Origin of the sequence: Trinickia sp., assembly GCF_051953405.1 — a bacterium.
Classification (GTDB): domain Bacteria; phylum Pseudomonadota; class Gammaproteobacteria; order Burkholderiales; family Burkholderiaceae; genus Trinickia.
Window position 1 is genome coordinate 133,510 of record NZ_JBQCIV010000006.1, and the last position, 23,371, is coordinate 156,880.

Below are 23,371 nucleotides of genomic sequence, written 5' to 3' on the forward strand. Positions count from 1 at the left end.
ATGCGACGCTCGCTACAGCCGCCGGCCACGACATCATCATGAGCGACTTAACCCTACGCGGGCTGCACAAAGCCTTCGGCGATCATGCGGTGCTGCGCGGCATCGATTTGTCCGTGAAGAACGGGAGCCTGCTTGCCTTGCTCGGGCCATCGGGCAGCGGCAAAACCACGCTACTGCGCACCGTCTGCGGCTTCGAGCGCGCTAGCCGAGGCACGATCGAAATCGGCGGGCGAACGGTCGAAAGCGATGAAATCTACGTGCGCGCGGAAGCGCGCCGTATCGGGTATGTCTCGCAAGAAGGCTCGCTCTTTCCGCACCTGAGCGTGGCCGAGAACATCGTGTTTGGTCTACCGCGCCAACAGCGCCGCGCGCGCTACCGCGTGGCGGAGCTATTGGAACTCGTCGGGCTGCCGGCCTCGTGCGCCGAGCGGCCGCCGCACGAATTGTCGGGCGGACAGCAGCAGCGCGTCGCGCTGGCGCGTGCGCTCGCCCCGTCGCCGTCGCTGGTCATGCTGGACGAACCGTTTTCGTCGCTCGACGCATCGCTGCGGGCGGAGACGCGCGAGGCCGTAGCCGATGCCCTCGCGCACGCAGGCGCAACCGCGGTGCTCGTGACGCACGACCAATCGGAGGCCCTTTCGATGGGACATGAAGTGGCCGTGCTGTGGGAAGGCCGATTGATCCAAACGGCGACGCCCGATGTGCTCTATCGCCGGCCGGTATCGCGCGAGGTCGCCTCGTTCGTTGGCGAAGCGTTGATGCTACCGGGCGTGGCCGAACACGGCAGCGCGCGCTGCGCGCTTGGACAATTGAAGTTATCGGACGTGCATGCCAATGGCGCGGTCGATGTGATGATCCGCCCCGAACAAATCCAAATCGCCGGATTGGATCCGTCCGTGGGCCACATTGAGGATGAGCGGTGCGGCGCATTAGTCGAAGCCGTGAACTTCTATGGGCACGATGCGCGACTGAGCTTGCGGCTCGAAGGCGCGGCGGCGTCGCAGGCCAACGGCAGCCTCTATGCGCGCGTGCCCGGCTATCGGGCGCCGGCCGTCGGCACGCGGGTGCGCGTATGGGTGGACGGCGACGTCGTCGCCTACCCGCAATGACCGCACGGCTACTCAGGCGAGCGTACGCAGCAAGCGCCTGGGCAGCCGCGTTTCGTTCCGAGGCTTAGGCTACCGAAAGCGAACGGACCGGCGCATCGCGCATGGACATGCCGCGCGGCTCGTGTCTGACGAGCGGAACGACATCCGAGATCGAGCGATAGATTCGCCACCACACCCCTTTTCCTCGTTCGGGCAGATCGTCGACCAACGCCGTGCGCTTGCGCAAGATGCGATACGGGTCGTCCGTCGCGCCGAGGTAGCCTGCACGATTGACGAGCGTGACATAGTTCACGGTGCCGTATTCGACATGCGGCGAAAACTCCCCCGCCGGTATCACGCGCCCGTCGCGAGCGACGGCTAGCTCGCTTGCGTACGACAGCAACCAAGTGCACGAATCGATCCGCGCCGGCCGTCGTTCGGCCATGATCGAGCGATCGTCCAAGTGACTGACGGACAGCATGCGCGATTGACCTTTATCGTCGACCATTTGCAGACGCACCCGGTCGGCGAAACCGATGGGATCGCCCCACTTCCGCTTGGCGCCTATGACGGGCAAGACACGCCATTGATAATCGCTGCCCGGGTGTTTGTCCGCTTCGGCGACTTCCGTGGACAATTGCAACGGATGGCGCCTGCCCGCTTTGCGGGAGACGATTCCCAGGAATAGATGGTCGTCGTTTTCGCAGCTTTCCAGCACGATGACATCACCGTACCGCACGAAATCTCTCATGTTCGCCCTCGGTTTTTGCTCTGATGAAAAAACGCGCCTAATTTTTTGAAATCGCATCGGCTACGCCGGAATAACCAGTCTGTCTAAACGTGCGCAACGCAATGCATCAGCACGGCAACGCGCACGCCCCCCTCGGCAACACCGGCCGACCTCTCGAAGCGTGAAACGTAAAATCGAATGAATCGAACGGCTAACGTGGTTTTCCGTCTGACCACGCGGATTGAGATAAAAGCTCACACGCCCGCGCGTAAATCGGATTCGGCCGGCGCGGATCGGGCCGATGCAGTGCCGAACGTCGTACCCGCGTTCTGCTGCGCGCACTGCTGCGATTGACGCCGTGCTTCGAATCGCAATTCATGTCGGGGCCTCGCAATCGTTTCGATGCTTCGGCGGCAGGCTCGCCGCCGCGCCATCGCGGCTACGCTCTCCCCAGCACTGTCCGCAGACCATCCGCCGCAAGGCACCGCCAACCCGCCAACTTGCGTGCGGCCAATCGCTTTTATTTTTCGCGCGACAAGGGCTAACACACGGTTTCGTATACTTAGCCTAGCCCGCGGAGCGTATCTCGATACTTAACGATATTATGAAATTGGAAAGTTGAAATGAATTTAGTTAGCGACTGACTACGTGTCAAGCGGGCTGCACAAGATTCATACCTCGCATCGAATTGCAACTTGCTCGGAATTTTTTCACATTGTCGGACTTTAGTACCGGCGACTTCGAATCTTGGCGACGCCGCCTGGATTCACGGCTCCGACGACGCAGAAAGGTGCCATATAGCGAGTCGACTGAGCCTTCCGACGACGCGAGATTTGACAATTGTTATGCTTTCGTCAGACGATAAAACGTCGCTTCGCGTCGATCAAGATCGATTTATCTCGATGAGGATCCAAGATATTTACATTGTTTAGGTTTCTTGTATCTCAGTGATTTCTTATTTTCGCAGTTCAGGCGACTGAGATTTCTCGCAATTTCTAATGGAAGGCGGATCGGCGGGTAAATTCGTTATTTCACTCATTGACCGATGCGCTTCACTAGCGCCGCACAAATCCGACCGACAAAAAATGACGCAGCACAGCAATTCGATGCACTAACGAAACGTCGACTATTCGACGCGGGACGCGGATTGGGGCCGTATCCTTGCCCGCACATAGGCGCAGTGCTGGGTAGCGGCGCGGGGGTTTTTCGCCAATAATGCCCCCATCGCGATCGCTGGACGGGGCGGCAATGGACTACCCACCTGAAGCCATTCGGACCATCGCACTGGTCGGCCACGCCGGTTGCGGCAAGACATCGCTGATCGAAACGCTGCTCTACCGCAGCGGCGCCGTTCACGCCGCGGGCAGTATCGAGCGCGGCACGACCGTGTGCGATTTCGATCCGCTCGAGCGCAAATACCACCACTCGCTCAGCTCGGCTATCGCCCACCTCGATTACCACGACACGCGCGTCTATCTCGTCGATACGCCAGGCTACCCCGACTTCTCGGGGTTATCGCTCAGTGCGCTTTCCGCCGTGGAAACGGTCGCCATCGTCATCAACGCGCGCACCGGCATCGAAATGACGACACGCCGCATGATGGCGTGGGCCAAGGCGCGCAAGCTTTGCACCATCCTGATCGTGAACGGAATCGACGGCGAGAAAGTCGATCTCCCCACGCTTGTCGAACAGATTCAGGAGACATTCGGGAAGACATGCCTGCCAATCAACCTACCCGCGCAGCAGGCTCATGGCGTGGTGGATTGTTTCTTCACGCCTTCGGGTGAAGCCGATTTTCTATCGGTGGCGTCGGCGCACGATGCACTGGTGGATCAAGTGATCGAACTGGATCCCGGCTTGATGGAGCTTTATCTGGAGCAAGGCCAGGCGATCGAGCCCGAGCAGCTGCATGCACCGTTCGAGCAAGCGCTGCGCGAGGGGCATCTGATCCCCATCTGTTTCACCTCCGCTGCCACGGGTGCAGGTATCGAAGCGCTATTGGACGTGTTCGTCCGCTTGCTGCCGAATCCGCTCGAAGGCAATCCGCCTTTGTTCTACCGCGATGGGGACGACCATCGAGAAACGGTGCAAGCGCAGCCCGATGCCGACAAACACGTGCTGGCTCACGTGTTCAAAATCGTCGTCGACCCATATATTGGAAAAATGGCCGTATTTCGCATCCACCAGGGGACGGTTCGACGCGATAGCCAACTCTATATAGGCAGCGCTCGCCAGCCCTTTCGTGTCGCACACTTGATGCGCTTGCAAGGCAAGGATCATATCGACATCGTCAAGGCTGGCCCCGGCGACATTTGTGCAACGGCAAAGGTCGACGAAATCGGCTACGACGCCGTGCTGCACGATGCGCCGGAAGACGGCAACATCCACCTTGCCCCGCTCGCCTTCCCGAATCCGATCTATGCGCTGGCCATCGAGCCCGAGCGGCGGGGCAACGAACAGCGGCTGTGGGAGATCCTGCAAAAGCTGGCCGCCGAGGACCCGTGCTTGCGCATCGAGCACCCGGTGGGCACGAACGAAACCGTCGTTCGTGGGCTGGGCGAGCTTCATCTGCGCCATATGCTCGAACGGCTGACCGATCAATACAAGCTGCCCGTGGTGACTCGGCCGCCGAAGATTGCTTATCGCGAGACGATCGGCTCCGTTGCGGAGGGACATTATCGGCACAAGAAACAAACGGGCGGCGCGGGACAATTCGGAGAAGTCATGCTGCGCGTCGAGCCGCTGCCGCGCGGTGCCGGGTATGAGTTCGTCGATGCCGTGAAAGGCGGCGCTATTCCGGGGCAATTCATGCCGGCCGTGGAGAAAGGCATTCTTCAGGTGATCGAAAGTGGACCGTTGGCAAGCTTTCCGATGCAGGACATTCGCGTCACCGTGCACGACGGCAAGCATCATCCCGTGGATTCGAAAGAAGTCGCGTTCGTGGTGGCCGGGCGGAAGGCGTTTATCGATGCCGTGTTGAAAGCACAGCCCGTTTTGCTCGAGCCGATTGTCGATTTCGAGGTGACGGCGCCCGAATCGGCGATGGGCGACATCATCGGCGATCTATCGTCCAGGCGCGCGCAAGTGCATGGTTCGCGAACGCTTAGCGGGCATATGGTGGCGGTGGAGGCCAAGGTGCCACTATCGGAGTTGAGCGAGTATCAATCGCGCTTGAATGCGATGGCGGGGGGAGACGGGAATTACAGTATCGAACTCAGTCATTACGATCCCGTGCCGCCGAATCAGCAGGATAAGCTTGCTGCGATGTATCGGCGGCAGGAAGAAGGGAATGGGGGGTGAGCAGTGGCCTGGCGTGGGGGCTATTGTTGGTTGCGGACCGGTAGGGTATCGAGCTTTTCGAGGCCCCGGCTTACTAGGCTTCGTTCGATGAAGTCCACTGGGCATACGTGCAATGCCTCGGTGAAGTCGCGTTTCGCGACGTCTTCAAGGCCGCGGGCGGCGGCGGATTCGCCTACGTAGGCGCCTAGTTCGCACTGTTGCCCCTGTATGGTTGGCGCGTCACCCATGGCGGCAAAGGCGCGCAATTGAGTTTCGTCGATTCGGCCCAGGTAAAACGCAATCAGTGGATACGGCCATTGCTTGTGATCGAGATGCTTGGCCGCCTGTGTGAGTTCGGCATCGTCGTCGACGCCGAGTCGTTGTGCGGCCAGGTGTCGCCAGATTAGGACGTAGAACAAGGCCTGCTGGTCGTAAGCCGATTGCGTGGTGGCGGACGACTCAATCCGAAGCCACGCATCGGCATCGGAAATCGCGGCTGCGTACTCGCCTTGATAAAAGTGGAATTGGAGGCGGCCGTAGAGCAGCTTGGTGTCGTTTGGGGCTAGTTGGTCTGCGATTGCGTACTCTTGCCGTGCCTCTTCGTCGCGGCCCATCCTCGCGAGTAGGTCGGCGCGATAAACGTGTGGACGATTCGAATTAGGCATGAGGTGTTCGAGCGCCTCGTAATCGCTGGCGGCGGCCTGATTGTTGCCCGTCTGTTCGAAGACCATCCCGCGGCCCCAGTAGGCATCGGCGTCGGTTGGATCGATGCGCAACGCGATGGCGAAATCGGCTAGCGCGGCGGTCGGGTTGTGGAGAGCGCTGAAGGCTCTCGCTCGCATGCCGTACGACCGCGTTTGCGTCGGGGCGAGCCCGATCGCTTCGTTATAGGCGGCGATCGCCTTGTCGTATCGGCGTGCTCTGGCGTATAAGTCGCCGGCGAGTCGGTATGCGTCCGCTATTGTCGATTGCTGCCTGGCGACGAATAGATAGTCATCGCCTGCCCGCTCGAATTCTTTCAGCGACGCCAAGACGTACCCGCGCGCGGTGTGTGCGTCGGTTTTATCGGGCTGTATAGACAGCGCCGAATCGCAATCCGCCAAGGCACTGTTGTATTTGCCGAGCATGGCGTAGGCGTTTGCTCGACCGACCAGCGCATCCGCGGATCGCGGATTGTTTTCGAGCGCCGCCGTGTAGCTTGCGATCGCCGTTTTGGGGTCGCCAAGCTGGCGGTAGGCGAATCCACGGTTGATCAACGCTGCGGTGCTTCGGCGCAGAGCGAGGACTTCGGTGAAATCGGCGATGGCGTCGGCGTAATTGTCGGCGTGTAGGGCTTGCACGCCCGCTTGGAAATAGCGGTTGCTTTTGGCTAGCGGGGTTTGTGATGGGCGTTGTTCGCGGGCCCGCTGGATTGAGGTGCCAGCAGGACCAAGGCTCGGCAGTTCCTGCGGCTCGCGGGCGATGCCGTGCATGTTCGCGCACGCCGTACCCGATGACAGGGCCAACAACGCGAGAACAACATTTGAGGGTATGGATTTCAACTGATTCGTGTTCTGATGATGGACATCGGAGTTATCGGCGTGGCGCGTCAAAACTGAATAGTTGCAGCGGGGAATCGTCGTGATATGCTCCCCGATACATTGCTCGATAATCATTCTTACATAAACCTTTTTGGAAGCTTTCCGGATATGGGGATTCTGCGTGTTGGCGGCGGTTGGCTATGGTTAGTTGAGTCGGGGCTGTGTGAGTCCGCATGCGCTGCCCTCGCCCGGGGATGCCGCGAAGATAACTTTTGATCGATACATGAATTCGACGGCGGCGATACAGGTTTACGATGTCGCAAGAGCTTGCTCGTCGCGGCATGAGGGGTGTTGAGGCCGGGTGCGACAAAAGGCATTGTTGCGCGAGCGGGGGCAGCCATGCCAGTGACCATGAGAGTCGATCGTGTGATCATTTCGTTGCCAGTGGCATTTATCGCCGGAGGATGCAATACGACGATTGCATTCACATCCGAGAAGAATGCGCCGTATGTGGCGCATATGGTTGAGGATAGGAAAGCATGCTCGGTGAACGTCACGCGTGCTGCCGCGGGGGAGGCGCTATGGTTGTGCCTGCTGACGATGTTGAAGTTAGGCCGTGGAAACGGGGGGAACAGTGAGGTGCGTTGTTTTGCGACCGAGATAAGTAGGTGTCGTGGCGGCTTTTCGCGCGGAACCGGACGCTCAACCGCGGCCTACCGCAACGATCATCCTTACCTTCATGCGAGACAAGGCGAACCGCTGTTCGCTACAAATGGCAAATAATTCATTATAATGGGGACTCAATCCGATGACGTATAAAGTTATCCTAACAAAATCGTTCAGCGGGGACTTGAAGAAGCTCTTGGCGCATGGACATAAAAAAACGGTTCAAGCGGTGCGCGCGGCGATGACCGAAGCCGGCACCAGCGGGGAAATTAATTCGATTCCGAGAACTAAGCACGGCGAGTCGAGAGTGCCAGATGTCGAGAAGTACGATTTGCCGGACGCTTTTCGCCTAGTTGTACAATTGGTCGATGGTACGGAAAAGACTAGAGCTTTTCTGTTTGTCGGGAATCATGCAGACGCCGAACATTGGCTTGACACCCACCGCAATTACAGTTGGGTTAAAAGCGGGACTGATGGAACACTGAACTTCGTGCTCGTAACCGTAGCCGAAAACCATCGGCATGTTCCGGCGGACCGGTTAGACCTGGAATCGCCCGACGAATTACTGGAACTCCCTCTCTTGCGATTCTTGTCGGAAGGTGAATGGCTGCGCATTGGATTGCCCGCCTCCGCTCGGCAAATTGCAAGCACGGTTTCAGGTTCAGATTTTCAGCAGGATGCAGACGGAATTTTGGAAAAATTAGATCTGGTTGCCGGATATACGCAAGCCAGTCTATTATTCGATCTTATGTGGCATGCCCATACGAAGGAGTGGGCCGAACTGCACAGGCGCGTTGAACTTCTCGATGGCAGCTCGGCCGTTTCCGCTGCAACTGAAGCTGCTGTCGCCATGTCAGCGATAGAAAACAGTGAGTCATTCATTACATTTGATGACAAAGAATTGCTCGATGAGTTCTTTTCGAAGCACACGCTCGCAGATTGGATGCTATTCCTCCACCCCGATCAAAAAACGATTGCTTACAGGGACTTGCGCGGCCCCGCGCGGTTGCGGGGAATATCAGGGAGTGGGAAGACATGTGTCCTTGTCCATCGTGCGCGATATCTTGCAAAAAAATACCGCGAACCCATTCTGCTTGTTACTTTGACGGAGAGCATGCGCAAACTACTGGATCGATTAGCTGACGATATGTGTGGGGTCGAGCGTTCACTTATCACCACTAAGACGATGAGCATGCTGGCCAAAGACATTCTTCATGAGTCGCATCTTGGCAAAGCTGCTTTGCCGCCATCAATCCCAGCAGAGCGGCAAGTTCAGTTTGTCGAAGCCGCGGCAGCCTATGTCAGAAAACATAGCGAAGTGGAACAAACGCCATTTCATTCGATGGATCAAGCAGACTTGCAAATTTTCATGCGCGATGAAATTTCATACGTGCGAGGACGACTCCGCGAGGCAGATTTCAACTCGTACATCGACGCACATGCGTTTCAACGACGCGGCCGCGGAATTCCATTGAATCAAATTAGTCGACGCGTTGCGCTCAGTGGCATTAAACATTATGTAGAGATACTGCAAGCGAGTAAGCTGATAGATCACGAGGGCCTCGTTTCCTCCGTGCTTAGCGTTTTGGACAAATCTCCAAGTGGAAACGGACAGTTTAGATGTGTACTCTGCGATGAAGTTCAGGATCTGTCAGAACTTGACGTCGCGCTGATTGGTAACTTGAAGACGCCGAACGGAGAGGGCATCTCCGTGGCAGAGAATGGTTTATTCCTCGCAGGTGACGGTGCACAAAGCATCTACAAGCGGGGCTTTGCATTACGGCGTCTCGGCATCGACGTCCTCGGACGAAGCTATAGTCTCCGAAAGAACTATCGCAATACGCATGAAATACTGACGGCGGCATTTGGGCTTGTTTCGCAGTACGAGTTTGCCGATGTGGACGAGGAAAATATCTCTCGGCCTTCCCCCCCTGACTTCGCGAAACGTCATGGTACGAGACCCCTTCTCTTACGATGCACCAATCTTACGGAAGAGGCAAATGCAATCGCGAATAACGTAAGATCATTGCTCGCAATGGGGCAAACGCCCGGGCAGATCTGCATCATCGGACCCAGTACCAAGACACGAGAGGAAGTGAAGTACGCGCTCGATTCACTTGGTGTGCAGTTCGCAGAACTTCGTCAAGACGCAGACTATGAAAGCGAGCGCGTCAAGGTTAGTACGATTGAATCTGCCAAAGGGCACGAGTTTGGCTCCGTTTTTATCATGGGGCTCGTTGAGGGAGTCCTACCTTCTATTGGGATTGCCTTGGATGATCTCCCTCGAGAAGCGGCTAGGCTCTACGTGGCGATGACCCGTGCTAGAGAGAGCCTTGTCATTACCTACAGTCCGCGACCCAACTTTGCAGCGTCGCGATTCCTTACCGCTATTCAGCGAGATTGCGACGAGGCATTTTTGCGGGACGGCGAGTTGCGGAGGCTAAGCCAATAATGCAGCTACGTATCGAGCGTCGTGCGGAGATCGCCTTGCGCTCATTGCAGAAAATGGAGCGGAAGTATATCGACAGGGCCCTTGGCGAGTTGCTCGCAGTCGATAGGGTGAACCTACAGCGTGGTCCAAAGATCCACATGCTTATGTCGAGCACCTCGGGTAGAAAATTATTTGTCTACAGAGGGAGTCCCAAGCTGCGCTTGGTGCTTTCGTTCGATAACGAGATTTGCGTTCTCGAGGACATCGTCGATCACGATCGCCTGGATCGACTAGTCAAGAGAGAGGGACAGGAATGAAAAACCTGCAGCCTCACACGTTAAATTCTATCAATTGCCGCAGCGAGTGGAATGCTTATAAAGCGTTGCTCGCAACCAAACCCATCTTATCAGAACAAAAGGACGTGTTGCCGTTTTTCAAGAAAAATAAGGATCTCTCTCTTCTTATCTGCAGCTACTTTCCAAAAATCAAGACACCAGATCATTTTGCCCATGAATATGAGTTAGACGGGGACTTCATCGCTGACCTAGTGGTGGGGGATTCGAAGGCACATCACTACCTTCTGGTGGAATTTGAAAATGGCACTCCTGATAGCGTTTTTAAAACGAAGGGAAAAAAGTCGACGCCAGATTGGGCACCACGATTTGAGGGAGCATATTCACAACTAGTTGACTGGCTGTGGAAACTTGAAGACAAGCGCAGCACTGCCGATTTTGAGAACACTTTTGGCAGTCGTCGCGCAAATTTTCAAGGTCTTATTGTAATCGGCAAAAATATGAATCTTTCACAGCAAGAAAGGGATCGATTAAAATGGCGCATGGATCGTACAATGATTGATTCCAATGCTGTTTCTATGGTTTCATTCGACGACCTGGCGGAGGATCTTGATCACTGGTTGAAAACCTATCACGGGGTCTAGCATGTTGTTGAAATACCTCCCACAGACGTCATCGGAGCGGGAGGGGTAAACGTCGAAACAAGGAATCGACCAACACTGAGAGCAAAGCGGACGGCTAACCGAAACGATGTCCACGATGGCGAAACTCGATGGCTTCGTGCCGGCCAACCATCCGCTGCGACCGATTCGCCTCTGGTTGAACGATCCTTTGAAGCATATGGGGACGGCGCGTTCGCGCGCATGTACGAGAGCGGAGCGAAAGGCGGCAGGCCGAGCATCGCGCCCGAGAAGCTGATTCGCGCGTTGTTGCTGCAAGTGCTGTATTCGATTCGCAGCGAGATGCATGCTGATGGAGCAAGTCTCCTACAACATGCTGTTTCGTTGGTTTGTCGGCTTGGAAAAAACGACATCGAATCGGCCCGAATTAAGGAAATCCAGCATCAAATCGGCGCCCCCAAAATCGGCGTGGCAGTTGTTTGGAAAGCTACCGTCGCGCCAGGAGGGGGATACTTCCACAGCCTGCTAGAAGCTGTTTCCCGCCAGTGCTTGATGTTTTCGGCCATACATCTCTTTTCTCCATTCTTGTAATCGCTGGAACTCACTGCGCTTTGTCCGACGCAGAATATCGCGCATTACGTGTGGGCACGTAATGCTTCGGTTCGAATTTTATTTTCTAAGATTGTCCCACACCCAATGCGAAACACCGTCACCGAGCAACAGAATTTCGTCGCCCTCACCATCGGCTTGGCAATTTCTTAGCCGCCGCGCAAGTCGCGGATTTGATCGGCACGAGAGTGTATTGGACATTCCGTTCCGCCAATCAATACAGGTTCGTCTAGCGGGCGGGTGCTACGATAGCGGCCCATCCCCTCAGACAGAGGAGTGTAATCGATGGCCTCGGTCAAAATCGACTTGGGTTTTGGTGAACAAGCCATTCTTTCGGAACGAGCCGCCGCAGGGGTTGCAACCGCAAAGCATCAACAGGACGCCGAGAAATTTTTGCGGCGCTGGCCTCTGGCTCGATCCATCGAACAGGAGAGCAGTTACCTCCGACGACTCGGGCTTCACGTCGGGCAGCCCTCCCCCGGCGTGAATCCGAGCGATACAAGCGCCCAACTCCGGGCCGCTGTGAAGAGCGGCAAGGTGCTAGTTGTGATCGAGCGCGTCGCGCCGACAGGCGGTGGGATCAACGCCTCCGGGCCAACGTGCCCCCCGTATCCACTCGAAATGCGGAAGAAAGCCGCTCGAACAGCTCCGGCTCGTAAGTCGTACTCTTACGATTGGCCACGAAACTACAACGACGTTAGCGCTGACGATTTAATCAATTACATTCAAAGCGTAGTCGGTGGGACGGCGACTGAGGCTGCTGCCACCGACGCTGCTCCGTCGATGGCTCTCACCGATGCGCAACCGTTCGAGTACAGAGAGGATTCCCCGCTCGAAAACGTGCAGGAAGTGGCCGCGCGTGGCGTCAGCGAGGCAGACGAGGCCGAGTGCCACGCGCAATACGAAATGGAGATGGAGATGTGCAGCGTTAGAGCCGCCATGTATGGCGGCGATTTTCGGACATACAAGCAGTGCACAGACAACGCATTCGGCAACTATCAGGCTTGCAGGGGGTATTCATGGTAACGAAAGACAGAGCCGTAGTGACGTACTACGACAGCGAGACGCAGACTGTTAAAACCTGCGTCGTGCTTAAGGATCGAGTGCAGGGCGCAATCGACCGCGCCGTGCAGCACTCCGTAGCGCCCGAGGCAGCCGATGCTCCGATCACTGACGAAGACGCGAGGCTGCTAGGTGGAACGACGTTTCTGATTCTCGCAGCCGGTTATCCGGAAATGCGGGCACGGCTCCAAATCACGACGAAGGAACCGATGACCTGGGAACCACCCGCTCCGCCGAGTGGACGCGCAGGTTGACTAGGTATGGTCATCAGGCATCCAGCCGCCGCCCTCGGGCGTCATTCTCTTGCGCTGACGACGCTCGCGTCACAGCCGTAGAATTTGGACGTCGAGCTTGAACCCAACATCTCGAGCGGCCTCCACTCCCCCTCGCCCCAGAGAACGCCGATGCCCCCACCCGCTTTCTCCTCTCCCCTTACCCGAAACACCACCCCATCACGCCCGCGCGTCCTCTGGCTATCATGCACCGCCCACGCACTGCACGACGGCTACACAGACATGATCTACGCGCTGCTCCCCGTATGGCAGTCGGATTTCGGACTCGACTTTGCGGCCTTGGCTATCCTGCGCGGCGTCTATGCCGGCACGATGGCAGCGTTGCAGTTGCCTGCGGGGCGTCTCGCGCAGCACCTGGGCAGCCGCGCCACCCTCGCAATCGGCACGGTGCTTGCAGCGCTGGGCTATGCCATCGCGGGCATGTCGGGTGGCCTGCTCGGTTTATGCGTGGCATTGGCGATTTCGGGCGGCGGGTCCAGCACGCAGCATCCAATCGCGTCGGGTGCCGTCTCCCGCATCTATGGGAGGGATGCGAGAGGTCCGCTGAGCATCTACAACTTCTCCGGCGATCTGGGCAAATCCGCGCTCCCGGCAGCCATATCGCTGCTCATCACCCTAATGCCGTGGCGTCACGCGCTATGGATCGTCGCTGGACTAGGCTTCGGCGTTGCGGCCGTTATCGCCCTTTCGTTTCCCACGGTGCCACGCGCCGCCGGAAAAACGACGGAAAACGAGCAAGCGTCCGCACAACGCAGCGGCACTTGGGGAAGCGGATTTTCCGCGCTGTTTTCGATCGGCGTGCTCGATACAGCCGTACGCATGGGATTGCTAACCTTCCTGCCTTTCTTGCTCAAAGCAAAGGGCATCTCGCCTCAACTGGTGGGAACGGCCCTCGCGCTTGTTTTCATCGGCGGCGCGGCCGGCAAATTTATCTGTGGCTGGCTGGGTGCGCGCATGGGCGTGGTGAGGACGGTACTGCTCACGGAAGGCGCTACCGCCGCGTGCATCATGGCGGTGATGTATCTCCCGTTGACGCTTGCCATGGCGCTACTGCCGATGCTCGGCATGATGCTCAACGGCACGTCCTCCGTGCTATACGGAACGGTTCCAGAGATGTCCGCCCCCGAACGCACCGAACGCGCATTCGCGATCTTCTATACGGGGACAATCGCATCGGGCGCGATATCTCCCATCTTCTACGGCTTCCTGGGCGACAGCATCGGCGTGCATGGCGCCACGTATGCCACCGCGCTCACCGCCTTGGCGATTTTTCCGCTCGCCCTCGCACTGCGCCCGCATCTTACGCATGACCCATCCGGAGGAACGCAATGACAAAGTCTGGCTACCCAACGGTCGCCCTTGTCGGCCCCGGGGCAATCGGCACGACCGTAGCCGCGGCCCTTCACGAAGCCGGCCGCACGCCGGCGATCTGCGGCCGCTCGGCGCGAGAACAACTGAAGTTGCGCTTCGATGGCGGCGAGATCGTCGTGCCGGGGCCCGTACTCACGGATCCGCAAGCGGTCACAGAAAAATTCGATCTCGTGTTCGTTGCGGTCAAGTCGACGCAGGTAGCAAGCGCGGCACCCTGGGTCTCCGCGCTGTGCGATGCCAACACGGTTGTTTGCGTGCTGCAAAACGGCGTCGAGCAAATAGCCACTTTCGCACCCTATGCGGCCGGCGCTGCGGTCGTGCCATCGGTCGTCTGGTTCCCAGCTCAACGCGAATCGGATTCGTCAGTGTGGTTGCGGGGCGAACCTAGGCTTACGGTGCCCGACACGCCAGCGAGCAACGTCGTGGCATTGGCGCTGCGCGGTACGCGATGCTCGGTCGAGGTTGCGGAGGATTTCATCTCGCTCGCATGGCGCAAACTGTTGCAGAACGCGGTGGCGGGACTGATGGTGTTGACCGGTCGCCGCGCCGGCATGTTCTCCCGAAGCGACATCACCGAACTCGCACTGGCCTACCTGCGCGAGTGTCTCGAGGTTGCCCGTGCGGCGGGCGCGAAGCTAGGCGATAACGTACCGCGGGAGATCGTGGATGGGTTCCATCGCTATCCGCCGGATCTAGGTTCGTCCATCCTTGCCGACCGAGTGGCCAATCGTCCGCTCGAATGGGACTGCCGCAATGGCGTTGTGCAACGATACGGCCGACTTCACCGCATTCCGACGCCAATCAGCGACCTAGTCGTGCCGCTACTCGCAGCCGCCAGCGACGGTCCCGGCTAACAGCAAGGAGAAGAAGGCCCTCCGAATTGACCCTGCATGGCTTTGATCTTTGAACGAGTCGGCAGGCCGTAGCATACGCCACGTCGCAAGCATGCATCCCGCTTGCATCCAATCGCCTACCCCGTCCGTATAACTAGAACTAGACGCGAACCCAATGGCAATGGAGGCCGACATGCGTATTCCCGCTACACCGTTAAGCATCATCGCCGCATCGATATTAGTTGCCGCGACGGCGGGCCCGGTTCTCGTCGAAGCGGCTCCGTCCGGACGCACGACAACTGCCCAAGGCACAGCACCGGAATTCACCGGCATCGATCACTGGCTCAACAGCCCGCCGCTGACGATGCAAAGCTTGCGCGGCAAAGTCGTCTTGGTGGATTTCTGGACCTACGGTTGCATCAATTGCTTTCATACGTTGCCGCATGTCGAAGCATGGGACCAGCAGTACCGGAGCAAAGGATTGACGATCATCGGCGTCCATACGCCGGAGTTTCCGAACGAGCGCAATACTGAAAACGTGAAAGAGGCGATCCGCCGATACGGTATACGTTTTCCCGTCGCCCAAGACAACGACTATGCCACCTGGAATGCGTACGGCAATCAGTATTGGCCGGCGTTTTATCTGATCGATAAGACGGGGCACGTCGTCTATACGCACGTCGGCGAGGGCCAATACGAACAGACGCAGGCTTGGATCGAGAAACTGCTCGCACAGTAGGTTCGGCCACTCAATTTTGCTTACAAGTGGTCACGCTTGTTAAAAGTCGTGGCTGCTAAGGTGGGCGTTACGCAGACAGCAGGAATCGCAACGCAACGGCCTTCGATTCCGCCGCTGCTCCATCGCAACTTTAGTAGGGAGAATCGCGATGAAACGCTCGAACCGCCCATCCCGTTCGATTCTGATCGCGCTAGTGGCAGGGGGCGCGCTGCTCGGCGCCAGCAGTACATTCGCACAGGACGCGCCTGACCGAACCCCGGCCGCTTATCCGCAAGCGCATTTGGTGCCGGTGGATCTCAACGTTTCGATCGGCTGGCATGGCGATCGCTACTGGGACGGCCACCGATACTGGGAACACGACGAATGGATGCATCATCATCCGCACGACCGCGATCCGCGCCGCTTCCATGAGCACGGGCGCGATTTCGACCACCGTCCGCCGCCCGACAACCGGTACTAAACGTCAGGCGACATGAAGCCAGGGCCGGCACGCAACATTGCGTGCCGGCCCTGTTGCATTGCCCAAGCGCGTTCTATGCTACAAGCGAAACGCCGGCCACCAGCGGCAATCCTCGTCCGCTCGATCCGTCAGAAGCGGAATAATCGGTCCCGTCGCCACGTTAACGAGCAAGGGTACGGCCGATCCCATCGCGGAGCGGCCGATTCGCCGAATCGCGCGGCGTACGTGCGCCGCACTCACAGGAGGAATGAAGATGAGATCGCACAAGGTCATTTCGGCACTATTCGTCATGCTAGCGCTCGCGCTGTCCTCGCTATCGGCGTCCGGATGCTCGTCGCCCGGCAGCGATATGAATTCGTCGGGCGGTAGCAGCAGCGGCAGTAGCAATAGCGGCGGCGGCAGCAGCGGCGGCTATTGAGTCCATCCATCTGAAAATCGGCAGCGCGAGCGCAACGAGGCACTCGCGCAACCTACGCGCCGGTTGCAGGCCTGAACGGCGACACGGTTACCGTAAGCCCCCGCCCGTCGGCATTGTTCCGCAGAGAAAGCTGCGCACCATGACGGCTCGCCACGCGCGAAACGATCGCCAACCCAAGGCCGCTGCCCTCGCCTTGCGTCTCCATCCCGCGATAAAACCGATCGCTCACGCGTGGAATTTCGCTCTCCGGGATACCCGGGCCGGTATCCGTCACCTGGACCGAAACGCATGTCCCATCGCGGCGCAGCACGAGATCGACGCGGCCCGCGTTCGGCGTATGTTTGATGGCGTTGTCGAGCAGATTGTTGAGCAGCACCGATAAAGCCTGCGGTTCGCCAAGAATGTCGAACGTATCGCCTTCTTGCGCCGGCGGCGCGATTTCCAAACCTAAATCGATTGACTTCTCTTCCGCCAGCAGCGAGAAATCGCTGACGGCCTGCTCCGCGATGCGGCGCAACGAGACACGCGCCAATGCGGCCCCGGTACTCTCCGCATCCTCGCGCGCCAGTGCCAGCAACTGCTGGACGAGACGGATGATCCGATTCAGGCGTTCCTCGATACGCGCGAGGGTCGTGCCTTCCGCCTTGAGCGTGCCGTTGCGTTCAGCCGCTTGGAGTTGCAGCTTCAGCGCCGTCAACGGGGATCGCAACTCATGGGCCGCATCGGCCACGAATGTGCGCTGCGCGCTCGACGCCGCACTGAGCCGCGAGAGCAAATCGTTCAGGGCTTCGATCAGCGGCAGCATCTCAACCGGCACGCGGCCCGCGAGTCGCACCGGCTCCAGCGCATCGAGCGAGCGCGTGGACAACATGCGCGACAACGCGCGGATCGGCGCCAAGCCGCGCGTCACGACGATCAGCACGAGCGCCACCGTCAGCGGCAGCAGTATGCCGAGCGGCCAGAGCGTGCGCAAGGCAAGCCGCAACGCAAGCGCTTCTCGCACCGAGACAGGTTGGGCGACTTGTACGAAGCGGTCCGGCTGCCGCAATCCGAATACGCGCCAATGCTTCTCGTCGCGCTCGATCGTGCGAAAGCCCTCGGCCAGACGCACGATGTTCGGCGAGCGTATCGAGCGATAGACGAGCCGGCCCTGCGCGTCCCATATGTCGATCGCGATCCGGTCGTCGGAGAGGTCCTGCATGGCGGGGCCTTGTGCCAAGGCATCGGTCGCCGCCATGCCCGGCGGCAACGAAACGGCCACCGCGTGCAGCTCGTAATCGAACAGTTCGCTCGCCTCTTCGTGGGCCGTTCGAAAGATGGCGTAGCCCGCGATGGCCGAGGCCGCGGCAAATCCGAAGATGAGCCACCCGAACAACCAACGCCGAATCGACGTCATTCGGCCCGCCTCAAGCGATATCCGACGCCGCGCACCGTGACGATTTGCTCGGCGCCCAGTTTGCGCCGCAAGCTATGGACGTGCACTTCGACAGCGTTGCTGCCGACCTCCTCGCCCCAGCCATACAGCTTTTCCTCTATTTGGGCCTTCGTATGGACTTGGGTCGGCGATTCGATCAACGCGCGCAGCAGCGCGAACTCGCGCGGCACGAGCGCGACGGGCACACCGTTCTTCGTCACTTCGTGCGCGGCCGGATCGAGCGAGAGTTCGCCGTGCGTATAGATCGGTTGCTTTTGCCCTGTCCGCCGACGCAGCAAGGCGCGCACGCGAGCAGCCAGTTCGTCGAGTTCGAACGGTTTGACGAGGTAATCGTCGGCCCCCGTATCGAGGCCGCGCACCCGTTCGTCCACGGCATCGCGCGCGGTCAGGATGATGACGGGCGCCGCCCCGCCCGCATTGCGGTAGCCCTGCAGCACGGCAATGCCGTCTTTTTTCGGCAAGCCCAGGTCGAGCAGCACCAAGTCGTACACGCCGTTGTCGAGCGAAAGCTCCGCGGCGCGGCCGTCTTGTGCCCAATCGATCGCGTAGCCGGCCCGGCGCATGGTGTCGACCACGGGTTCGGCGATCATTCGATCGTCTTCGACCAGCAGCAAGCGCATGTTTCGTCCGTCCCAAGATGAGGTGTCCGGGTCGAGCATCGCATAGACCGGCTTAACCGAGCCTTAAGCCGGCTTAGCGAGCGCCGCGCCGCGGGCAGTACCGCCCTAAAGGCATGGCGGGCAGCGCTGCGCCGCCTCCTTTATACGGCGATGACGCAATTGCGCCCGTGCGTCTTCGCGCGTTTCAAGCGTTCGCCGGCCGCGCGCATGATGGCGTCGACCGTCGTGCCGTCGGGCCCGAATTGCGCGATCCCGACACTGGCCGTCACCGAAAACCGCTCTTGCGCGCCGTCGAATTGGAGTGCCTGGATCGCCGCCCGGATCCGCTCGCCGATCATGAGCGCCGCATCGAGCGCAGCGTTGGGCAGCACGGCCATAAACTGGCCGCCGTCCACCCGTGCTAGCCCATGATACGGCCGCATCGCGTCGGTGCACGTGGTGGCGACGGTCCGCAAAATGCTGTCGCCGACCTGCTCGCCGAAGCGCTCGTTGATGCGCCGCAAGTTGTCGACATCCACGGCCAGCAACGCGAACGGTGCACCGCCGCGCTTCGCCGCCCCGACCTCGGTTTCGAGGCGGTCGACGAACGTGCGCCGATTCGTCGCCCCCGTGAGCGGATCGGCCGCCGCGAGCGATTCGAGCTTTTGATTGCTGCGCTGCAGCTCTTGCAGTGCGCTTTCGGTACGTGCCATTTCGTCGCGCAGGCGGGCCAGCAGCTCTTCCTGACTATAGATGGTCGAAAACGAACGCGTCGTATGAAACGCTTGGACGATGCCGTAGCTGAGCAGGAAAAAGCCGCCCGCGAAGATGGCATGGGCCAGCCACCACATATGGTTCCAAGGCTTGCCGAGCAGGAACGCGAGCGACGAGAGCGCGAACGCCATGACGGAAATGCCGAAGATCTGCATGAGCGGCGAGCGAATCCGACGCACGATCAGGCACGCGACGTTCACGAGCGACACGACCATCGCCCCGCCTTCGAGCGTCAGGCGAACTGCCAGCGTGCCGGCGATCGGCGAATTCGCGAGCACGGCGACGAGTAAGTCGATCACGACGAACGCGCCAAACCAGATGCCCCACAGCAAGCGATCCGTGCGCCGCTCGACGGAATCGGCCTTCGCTTCATAGGACAGCAATCCGATGAACAGCAGTATCGACATGGCCAGCCGCGAGGCCGGACCATACAGCAAGAAGAGCCACATGTCGTGATGCGCGAGCGGCGTGAACGCGCCGTGCATCATATAGATCAGAACGAACCCCACGAAGCCGAGCGTCATCCAGCGCAAGATCGGCTCGCCGGAGAGCCGGTAACACTGCCACGTCACGTAACTGACGAACAGGCCTTCGAGCGTCGCGGCCGCGATCGCCACTTCGTGGAAAACGTGGCTTTCGTACAGCAGGTGCGGGTCTTGGAAAAAGTAGAGATAGGCGATGAGGTAAGCCGGCAGCAGCGCGAAGGCGGCGCGTAGAAAGCTTGCGTACCAGCGCGTGATGCGGCGCACCGCTTGCGGGGGATCGCCGGCCGCCGCGATCGTCGTCGTTGTCGTATTCATTGTTCGTCTCCTGTCGGCTGATCTGCGCCAACTGCGCCCGCTCCGGTCTCGAGCTTGCGCGTCCCGTCCGTCGCGATGCGCTCGGCATGTTCGCCCAAGCAGGGCTACCGCCAGCGCATGCGCGCTTCGCACAAGCATTCTACGGAAGAATAGCAACGAGTACGAGTCGCGTGCGCCGGGCCGAGCGGACGTTGCCGTCCATCCCCATCGCTCGAAAGTAAACCCGGCTCAGCGCGGCGGATTCAGCGGGCCAGCGGAACGATACCCTTGATGCGGACGGCGCCGCCCGCGTCGGGCTGGCTCAGGGTGACTTTCCAATCGGTCTTGCCCCCGCTTTCCCGCGTCGCAGGCTCGGGGCCCGCGAACGGCACTTGCGCCAACGCACTGGCAACGAGGTCGTCGACATCGCCGCGCGCATCCGGGGCGCGATCGCGCTTCGCCGCGCTCACTTTATAGATCTCCCGCCCGTCGGCCGGATCGAAGAACCGTAGGGTCAGCGAGTGAACATACGCTTTGCGGCCGGGCCATTCGAAACCGGGCGGCAACACCGGCGCACCGCACGGCATCGCCTCGGCACAACGCGTATAGTCGATGCCGACCGAGGCGGGACGCGTCTCGTGCGATAGGGCAATGCGATAGTGCGCCGTCTTCGCGGGTGTCGCGGCGAAGCCGAGTTCGGTTAGCCGGCGCTCGATCGCCGACGCATAGGCCTCGGTTTCGGCATCCGCTGCCGTCGCCGAATCGGTCGCCAACGCGTATGTGCGCGCGCCCTCGCCGAATGCGTGCGTCGCGCTTGCACGCACAGCCGCTTCGTTCCCCGCGCACGCCGTCAACGCGGCCGTACAAGCCGCTAGGAGCAATATCGTTCTCATTTCATGCGGCCCTCATCGCCATGCCATCCCTCAAACGTCGCCGTCCCACTGCGGCAGCGATACGGTGACCGTCGTGCCGCGTCCTAGTTCGCTGGCGACCGACACCTCTCCCTCGTGCCGCGTGACCACGGTCTTCACGAGCGCCATTCCCAGCCCGGCGCCTTGCGTTTGCGGCTGACCCGGCACCCGGAAGCGACGAAAACGTTCGAATAGATGCGCGCAAGCATCCTCGGTCATGCCGTAGCCTTGATCGGCGATGCGGCACTGGACACGATCCGGCGCGACGTTCGCCACCGAGACATGCACAACGGTTTCGGTTGGGCTGTACTTCACCGCGTTGTTGAGCAGATTCGTCACCGCGCGCGTCATCAACGAGCGGTCCGCGTGTACCCAATGGCCCTCTCCTTCGAAATGCGTTTCGACGAAGATGCCTTTGGCGCGCGCTTGCGGCCAAATCTCGTCGCTCGCATCGAGCACGACGTCGGCCAGATTGACCGGCTCGAACACGTAGGCCTGCGATTCGGCTCGCGTCAGTTGCACGAAGTCGTCGGCCAGCGTCAGGGCGCGGCGCGTATAGCGCTCGATGTGTTCGAGCAGCGTACGCACCCGATCGGACCGGGTAACCGCCACTTCCTCTTCGATCAGTGCAAGCACGGACGCATGCGGCGACCGCATATCGTGCGAGAGCAGCCTCAACGCATCCTCTCGCGCTTGTTCGGCGGTATGCAGCTCCGTGACTTCGACTAGGCCCACCACCCAGTATCCCGACGCTTCCCCGCGCGCATTGCGGCAGCGTGCATAGCGCAACAGGAAATCGCGCTCGGCGCGATCGCGCACTTCGATACCGCGCTTTACGATCCAGACGCGCTGCAGATCGGTAGGATCGAGTACCTGGGGCCATTTCGCGAGGATTTCCGCTTCGGAGACGTTCTCGTGAGCGATCGTCTTGATGAACGTCATTTCGCCGAGCGTCTCGGTCAACAGCCGGCCGTCGAGCGCCGAATGGCTGACGCGCGCAAAGCATTCGTGCGCGGCCTTGTTCGCGACGCAAATGCGGCCTTGCCGATCCGCGACCAGGATCGGCTCGGGCAAGCTATTCAAGCAGTCCCAAACAAAGCGCTTCATGTCTTGCATGCGATCGGCCGCGTGCTCCACGAGTGCGATGTGCCGTTCGAGCACGTCGCCGCGCACATTGCGCGGCGAGGGCGGCATGCTCGGCAGGATGTCGGCGTCGTCCGCGAGGCGCTGCAGTTCGCGCTGCAGGCGCGACATCGTCATTTCGAGCCGGCGCCAACTCCATAACGGGTACACGGCCAGCACCGCGATCACCGCCGGCACCGGCGAGAGCCAGACGCATGCGCTTTCGAGCAACACCGCGCTGAGCACGAGACAAGCAACGGCCAGCCCGAGCGTAAGCAGCAACGTTCGCCACGGGGACAAGAACAGCAAGCCGGCGAGCAACGCCGCGAGCGGCACCAGCGATGCGGCAAAGAGCCAGCGCGGGCGCACCGGCCGAATCTCTCGCTCCATCAATAGCGCGCTCAACGCGTTGGCGTGCAGCAGCGTGTCGGCGGTCGGCCCCCAAGTCCCGGTGATCGGCGTCGCCAAATGCGTGAGTAAGCCCGATGCGGTCAAGCCGACGAATACGACCTTCCCGCGCAGCGTGCCGGCCGGCACATGGCCATCGAGTAAATCGCGCGCCGAAACTTCGGCATCGCGCGGCACGCGGCCCGAAAAGGGAATGAGTACACGCGACGAGCCTTCTTCCACGGAGCCGTCGGGCGATGCATCCGACGTCGGAATGGCACGCGTATCGTCGGCTCGATATCGCCCGCGCTCGAGTGGGATCTTGCCGCTCCGAATATCGTCGAGCAAAGGCACGACCAGATAAGGCCACTGCACGCCGGCCGCGCCTTCGCGTAGCGCCACGCCGCGCACGATGCCGTCCGAATCCGGCTGCACGTCGATATGGCCCAGGCCGGCCGCGGCCGCGGCCAACTGCGGCACCGGCAGCACCGCCTCCCCGCGTCCGCTCGAATCGGCGAGCACCGGCAGGTAGGTCGGGACCGAGCGTAGCGCCTGCGCCAACTGGTCGTCGCCCGGCGACGGCTCGGTCAGTAATACGTCATAGACGATCGCAGCCGCACCCTCGTTGGCGACGGCGTCGAGCACGCGCGCTTGCAAGGCCCGTGGCCACGGCCAACGGCCGAGCTCGCCGACGCTCTCGTCGTCGATGCGCACGACGGCGATTCCCGGCGCGAGCGGTTGCGAGCGCAGCGTCAGCATTCGGTCGTAGACGAGCCGATTGAAGTTCGTGGCCACGCCGCCGTACACGCAAACGAAAACCGCGGCGACGCCGAAGCAGCCGATGGCCAACCACTCCCACACGAAACGCTGCCAAACGCTCAGCGACGGGCGCCAGCTCAGGCGTGCGCGCGGGGCCGGAGCTAGCGACTCGTCAGTTGCCGTTCCCATATCG

At 60.2% G+C, this 23,371-nt stretch carries 18 protein-coding genes and 1 pseudogene; 12 read left to right on the forward strand and 7 right to left on the reverse strand.

Going from position 1 to position 23,371, the window contains the following annotated elements:
• Positions 1 to 38 precede the first annotated feature (38 nt).
• Positions 39 to 1,109: an ABC transporter ATP-binding protein gene (locus tag ACTHN9_RS01000; RefSeq protein ID WP_440534884.1), complete on the forward strand. Its 1,071-nt coding sequence runs from the start codon at positions 39 to 41 to the stop codon at positions 1,107 to 1,109.
• Between the two features lie 64 nt (positions 1,110 to 1,173).
• Here ACTHN9_RS01000 and ACTHN9_RS01005 read toward each other — a convergent pair whose 3' ends face one another.
• Positions 1,174 to 1,839 (reverse strand): hypothetical protein, encoded by a 666-nt coding sequence (locus ACTHN9_RS01005; RefSeq protein ID WP_440534885.1) that lies wholly within the window; start codon positions 1,837 to 1,839, stop codon positions 1,174 to 1,176.
• 1,227 nt (positions 1,840 to 3,066) lie between these two features.
• Here ACTHN9_RS01005 and fusA point away from each other — a divergent pair.
• Entirely contained in the window at positions 3,067 to 5,118 is a 2,052-nt protein-coding gene (gene fusA / locus ACTHN9_RS01010; protein ID WP_440534886.1) for an elongation factor G, read from the forward strand.
• Between the two features lie 20 nt (positions 5,119 to 5,138).
• On the opposite strand, the gene ACTHN9_RS01015 is transcribed toward fusA, so the two are convergent.
• The gene (locus ACTHN9_RS01015) at positions 5,139 to 6,437 is read right to left on the reverse strand and encodes a tetratricopeptide repeat protein (RefSeq protein ID WP_440534887.1); all 1,299 of its coding nucleotides are present in this window, start codon (positions 6,435 to 6,437) and stop codon (positions 5,139 to 5,141) included.
• Positions 6,438 to 7,425: 988 nt separating this feature from the next.
• Between ACTHN9_RS01015 and ACTHN9_RS01020 the strand changes: the two genes are divergently transcribed.
• From ACTHN9_RS01020 to ACTHN9_RS01065, 10 genes and pseudogenes are all read left to right on the forward strand, one after another.
• Positions 7,426 to 9,735, forward strand: coding sequence for a 3'-5' exonuclease (locus ACTHN9_RS01020; RefSeq protein ID WP_440534888.1), 2,310 nt, complete (start codon positions 7,426 to 7,428; stop codon positions 9,733 to 9,735).
• A gap of 292 nt (positions 9,736 to 10,027) precedes the next feature.
• Positions 10,028 to 10,651 (forward strand): Shedu immune nuclease family protein, encoded by a 624-nt coding sequence (locus ACTHN9_RS01025; protein ID WP_440534889.1) that lies wholly within the window; start codon positions 10,028 to 10,030, stop codon positions 10,649 to 10,651.
• A gap of 106 nt (positions 10,652 to 10,757) precedes the next feature.
• Positions 10,758 to 11,027, forward strand: a pseudogene (locus ACTHN9_RS01030) (transposase); the annotation flags it as partial.
• 494 nt (positions 11,028 to 11,521) lie between these two features.
• Positions 11,522 to 12,262, forward strand: a complete 741-nt coding sequence (locus ACTHN9_RS01035; protein ID WP_440534890.1) for a hypothetical protein — start codon at positions 11,522 to 11,524, stop codon at positions 12,260 to 12,262.
• The gene (locus ACTHN9_RS01040) at positions 12,256 to 12,552 is read left to right on the forward strand and encodes a hypothetical protein (RefSeq protein WP_440534891.1); all 297 of its coding nucleotides are present in this window, start codon (positions 12,256 to 12,258) and stop codon (positions 12,550 to 12,552) included. Before ACTHN9_RS01035 ends, ACTHN9_RS01040 begins: the two co-directional genes overlap by 7 nt.
• A 150-nt stretch (positions 12,553 to 12,702) precedes the next feature.
• A complete protein-coding gene (locus ACTHN9_RS01045) occupies positions 12,703 to 13,923 on the forward strand; it encodes an MFS transporter (RefSeq protein WP_440534892.1) in 1,221 nt (406 codons plus the stop codon).
• Entirely contained in the window at positions 13,920 to 14,816 is an 897-nt protein-coding gene (locus ACTHN9_RS01050; protein WP_440534893.1) for an oxidoreductase, read from the forward strand. The genes ACTHN9_RS01045 and ACTHN9_RS01050 overlap by 4 nt, the downstream gene beginning before the upstream one ends.
• 172 nt (positions 14,817 to 14,988) lie before the next feature.
• Positions 14,989 to 15,534, forward strand: coding sequence for a thioredoxin family protein (locus ACTHN9_RS01055; protein WP_440534894.1), 546 nt, complete (start codon positions 14,989 to 14,991; stop codon positions 15,532 to 15,534).
• Between the two features lie 148 nt (positions 15,535 to 15,682).
• Positions 15,683 to 15,994, forward strand: a complete 312-nt coding sequence (locus ACTHN9_RS01060; RefSeq protein WP_440534895.1) for a hypothetical protein — start codon at positions 15,683 to 15,685, stop codon at positions 15,992 to 15,994.
• A 253-nt stretch (positions 15,995 to 16,247) separates the two neighbouring features.
• Entirely contained in the window at positions 16,248 to 16,412 is a 165-nt protein-coding gene (locus ACTHN9_RS01065) for a hypothetical protein (protein ID WP_440534896.1), read from the forward strand.
• Between the two features lie 52 nt (positions 16,413 to 16,464).
• Here ACTHN9_RS01065 and ACTHN9_RS01070 read toward each other — a convergent pair whose 3' ends face one another.
• The 5 genes from ACTHN9_RS01070 to ACTHN9_RS01090 form a co-directional block, all read right to left on the reverse strand.
• The gene (locus ACTHN9_RS01070) at positions 16,465 to 17,808 is read right to left on the reverse strand and encodes an ATP-binding protein (protein ID WP_440534897.1); all 1,344 of its coding nucleotides are present in this window, start codon (positions 17,806 to 17,808) and stop codon (positions 16,465 to 16,467) included.
• Entirely contained in the window at positions 17,805 to 18,467 is a 663-nt protein-coding gene (locus ACTHN9_RS01075; protein ID WP_440534898.1) for a response regulator, read from the reverse strand. Before ACTHN9_RS01075 ends, ACTHN9_RS01070 begins: the two co-directional genes overlap by 4 nt.
• A gap of 140 nt (positions 18,468 to 18,607) precedes the next feature.
• Positions 18,608 to 20,020 carry a GGDEF domain-containing protein gene (locus ACTHN9_RS01080; protein WP_440534899.1) on the reverse strand — a complete coding sequence of 471 codons (1,413 nt, stop codon included), beginning with the start codon at positions 20,018 to 20,020 and terminating at the stop codon, positions 18,608 to 18,610.
• 242 nt (positions 20,021 to 20,262) lie between these two features.
• A complete protein-coding gene (locus ACTHN9_RS01085; RefSeq protein WP_440534900.1) occupies positions 20,263 to 20,892 on the reverse strand; it encodes a DUF4136 domain-containing protein in 630 nt (209 codons plus the stop codon).
• 30 nt (positions 20,893 to 20,922) lie between these two features.
• Positions 20,923 to 23,367: a CHASE2 domain-containing protein gene (locus ACTHN9_RS01090; RefSeq protein WP_440534901.1), complete on the reverse strand. Its 2,445-nt coding sequence runs from the start codon at positions 23,365 to 23,367 to the stop codon at positions 20,923 to 20,925.
• Positions 23,368 to 23,371 lie beyond the last annotated feature (4 nt).